We start from the raw sequence: 4,027 nt of genomic DNA on the forward strand, positions 1-4,027 counted from the left end.
AGCGATGCCCGCCCGCTGCTTCATTCCACCTGACACCTCGAATGGGTATTTGTTGATGGCGTGCTCCAGGTGAACAAGCTTCAGCGCCTGCTCTGAGCGATCCTTCAATTCGGATGCCGCGGCACCCTTGAAGGCCTGTTTGACCGCAAGGCGAACATTTTCGTAGCAAGTCATCCAGGGCAATAGAGCATGGCTCTGGAAGACCATTGCGCGCTCCGGCCCCGGGCCAGAAATCGTCGTCCCGGCGCAGCGTATTGCACCCTTTGTAGGCGCCAGAAGGCCAGCAACAATGTTTAGCAACGTGCTCTTGCCGCAGCCTGAATGGCCGATCAAGCAGACAAACTCGCTGTCTTCGATAGCGAGCGAGATTCTATCCAGCGCAAGAAGCCCCTTGCCAGAACGGTCAACAAACGACATTGACACATCGTTGATCTCGAGATCCGCCATGGTTCTATTCCCGGAAGCTGAGGCTTTCGCCTATTCGCTTGAGCAAAATATCTAGCGCCAATCCAATACCGCCGACCAGGACGATGGCGACGATCATGCTCGCGATCTGGAGATTATTCCATTCGTTCCAGATGAAGTACCCGATGCCGCTCTGTGCGCCGACCATCTCGGCAGCCACGATGACGAACCAGGCGATACCGATCGAGATCCTCATTCCCGACAGGATCATAGGCACACTGGCGGGAAAGACGACGCGCGCGACATGCTCTAATCGTGGAAGACCGAATACGCGCGAGACGTTCAGCCATTCAGCCCGCACGGAAGCTGTCCCGGTTGCCGTGCTGATCAACATCGGCCAGACTGCACAGATGAAGATGATGAAGATCGTCGAGACGGTGCTGTCGCGGAACGTATAGAGCGCCAGCGGCATCCACGCGAGTGGCGATACCGGCCGCAGGATCTGAATGAAAGGATCCAACGCGCGATGGCAAGCAGGCCATAGACCGAGCAAGAAGCCTAGGGGCACCGCGACGAGTAAGGCCAGCGTGAAGCCCAGTGCTACGCGGCCCATGGAATAGGCCAGATGCCATGCGATGCCCAGATTGTTGGGATTGTCGTGATCGAAGGCGTGTGTGATCAGATCCCGGCCGCGGAGCGCGACGATCCACGGTGAGGGGATCGCACCGGCCTGCTGACCCGGCGCGCTCTGGCCGGCAAGGCGGGCATATTCGGCGTCGGCAGCGCTAACACCTCCCGACGAACCGGCGGTGAACCAGCCCCAGACGCTTACAAATACGATGAAGATCGCGACCGAGGATACCCAGGGCTGCTGCAGCCGGCGTGACACCTCCATCAGCCCCCCTTCCGGACCGAAGACAGGTAGTCCTGCGGCTTATTGGAATCGAATTCGTTCCCGAGAATCCTTTCGGTGCCGAAGCCGACCGCTGGCGGCGTCACGCCCTGCTCGCGCATGATCCGAGCGGCATCGGTCGCCAGCATCACCTTTTCGGCGAGCACCTTATAGTCGACATCCTCCTTTAGCATGTTCCAGCGCCGGAGCTGGGTCATCAGCCAAACTGCTGCCGAATATTGCGGAAACGGCTGATAATCAACCCGCCGCGGATCTTTCCGGATGGTGCCAAGGCCGTCGGCATACGTGCCGCTCAAAACCTGCTCGAGGACAATTTCGGGAGCATTGAGATATTGCGGCTCTGACAGCACCTTCGCCATGCCGACCCGGTTCTCCGGCTTCGAGACATGAAGACTGGACGCGATGATGGCGCGGTAGAACGCCATGAATGTGTTGGGATTTTGCTGGATCCAGCTTTCCGCGGCGGTGACAGAGCAACAAGGATGTCCATCCCAGATATCCTTCGAGATCAGATGAATGAAGCCAGCGCCTTCGTAGACCGCGCGCTGACCGCCCGGCTCTCCGCCGAAAAAACCATCGATGCTTCCGACGCGAAGGCTCGCCACGTATTCGGTCGGAGGTACGATGCGGTATTTGACATCTTGGTCCGGATCGAGCCCGGCGGTAGCCAAATAGTTGCGCAGCTGCAGGGTCTGGTGACTTTGCTCGAACGGGACCGCGAATGTGAAGCCCTTCCAGTTCTTGGGATCCCGATTGTCCTTGTGCTTGTTGGCCAGGACGAGGGAGTTGCCGTTCTGGTTCAAGATGGTCAGCACCTTGATTGACTGGACGTTACCGCCGAGGCCGGCTGTCATCGTCAGGGGGACCGGCATCACCTGCTGCGAGACGTCCAGCTCGCCGTTGAGCATCTTGTCGCGGATCAGCGCGATACCGGCGATCTTCTGCAGACTGACATCCAGACCTTCCTTGCGGTAGCTGCCGAGCCTTTCGCCGTAGATCAGCGGAACGGCGCAGGTGATCGGGAGGAAGCCAACAGCCAGCTTGGTTTTCTCGAGAGGCCTTCGCTCCTGGGCAATTGCCTTCAAGGTGTCGATTGGCAGGATGCTGGAGAGAGCGCCGATGATCACCCCAGCGCCAACGGTGCGAAGCAGTTCCCGCCGCAAAACCGGCTGCGGGAAAAGGCCATGCAGAAGTGCCTGCTGGACGCTTTCGGACACGGCCTCTTCGACAGTCGGCTGCGCGGGAGCATGCGCTCCGCAACTGCACAGGCTGCCGATGAAGCGATGGTGATGTGATGCGTCGCGCATTTCTGTCCCCCTGGTCAAAATGTCCGGCTCAAAATCGTAACATTGACGCTCGAAGGGCCAACGGCGAAATTGTGCAGGAGCATCTGCAGTTCCGCGCATGCCATTCGGAATTCCCAGCTCTGGTTCACTCCGCCGATTGCGGCATCGTCCTTGAGCGCCCGAACAGGATGCGATGCTGCATCTCGTCGAAGCGGCCATCCGCGTTCGTTTCCCGCGTTAACAACGACACCGCGATCGCCACGGCAAACGATAGCGGCATGCTGATGATGGCCGGGTTACGCAGCGAGACGAACCACCAGGCGCCGCTCACCTGGGCCAGCGGCTTACCGAGCACATCGACCTGGATGGTCGGTGACAGCGCAATGAGCACCAGCGAGCTTAGCGTGCCGATCATGATGCTAGCGACGGCCGCTGGCGTCGTGAAGCGACGCCAGATGATAGCGAGGACCAGTGATGGAAAATTGGCGGCACAGGCGATGGAGAAGGCGAGCCCGGCCATGAAGGCCACGTTCTGGCCTTCGAAGGTGATGCCGAGCACGATTGCCAGCACCGAGATGGCAACGGTGGCGATCCGCGCCACTTTGAGCTGCTCAGCCTCCGATGCCGTACCGTGGCGAACGACGTTGGTCCAGACATCATGGCACAACGTAGCCACACCGGAAAGCGTGAGGCCTGCCACCACCGCCAGCATGGTGGCAAACGCAACTGCGCAGATGAAACCGAAGAAGGCGTCGCCGCCGACTGTGAGGGCGAGCAGAGGTGCAGCCATGTTGCCGCCACCGCCGGCTTTCATCACCGCCTCCGGGCCGACCAGCACCATGGCCCCAAAGCCGATGATGAACACCATCAGGTGGAAGAAGCCGATCAGCCCGGTGGCATAAAGTATCGATAGTCGCGCGGCCTTGGAGTCCCGAACCGTGTATACCCGCATCAGGACGTGCGGCATCGCCGCGGTGCCGAACATCAGCCCGAGGCCGAGTGAGATCGCGTCCCATTGCCCCGAAACCACCTTCGAACCTGGCTGCAGCACTCTTGTGCCGTACTTCTCCGCCGCTGCGGCGAACAGCTTGAGCGGGTTCATTTCGAAATGCATCAGGACCAGGACTGCCAGGATCACTCCGCCGGCGAGCAGCAGCGCCGCCTTCACCACCTGCACCCAGGTGGTGGCGAGCATGCCGCCGAACAGCACATAGATGAGCATGGCAGCACCGACCAAAGCCACCGACCAAGTGTAGGGCAGGCCGAACAGCAACTTGATCAACGATCCGGTCGCGACCATCTGGGCGATCAGGTAGAACAGGATCACCGCCAGCGTACCGACCGCCGCGGCGAGCCGCACCGGCTTTTGGCTGAGCCGATAGGCGACCACGTCCGCGAACGTGAATTTCCCGACATTGCGCAG

The 4,027-nt window shown here is 60.3% G+C and carries 4 protein-coding genes; all 4 read right to left on the reverse strand.

The window, feature by feature from the left end:
• Positions 1-447, reverse strand: a 447-nt coding sequence (locus IVB32_RS42510; RefSeq protein ID WP_247413212.1) for an ATP-binding cassette domain-containing protein, incomplete at its 3' end; no start/stop codon positions are given.
• Positions 448-451: 4 nt separating this feature from the next.
• On the reverse strand, positions 452-1,300 hold the full coding sequence (locus IVB32_RS42515; protein ID WP_247285537.1) for an ABC transporter permease: 849 nt from the start codon (positions 1,298-1,300) through the stop codon (positions 452-454).
• On the reverse strand, positions 1,300-2,724 hold the full coding sequence (locus IVB32_RS42520) for a CmpA/NrtA family ABC transporter substrate-binding protein (RefSeq protein ID WP_247396844.1): 1,425 nt from the start codon (positions 2,722-2,724) through the stop codon (positions 1,300-1,302). Before IVB32_RS42520 ends, IVB32_RS42515 begins: the two co-directional genes overlap by 1 nt.
• 25 nt (positions 2,725-2,749) lie before the next feature.
• Positions 2,750-4,027 (reverse strand): cation acetate symporter (locus IVB32_RS42525; protein ID WP_247413215.1); only part of this gene is annotated, 1,278 nt, incomplete at its 5' end.

It is taken from the genome of Bradyrhizobium sp. 23, from assembly GCF_023073295.1.
Classification (GTDB): domain Bacteria; phylum Pseudomonadota; class Alphaproteobacteria; order Rhizobiales; family Xanthobacteraceae; genus Bradyrhizobium; species Bradyrhizobium canariense_D.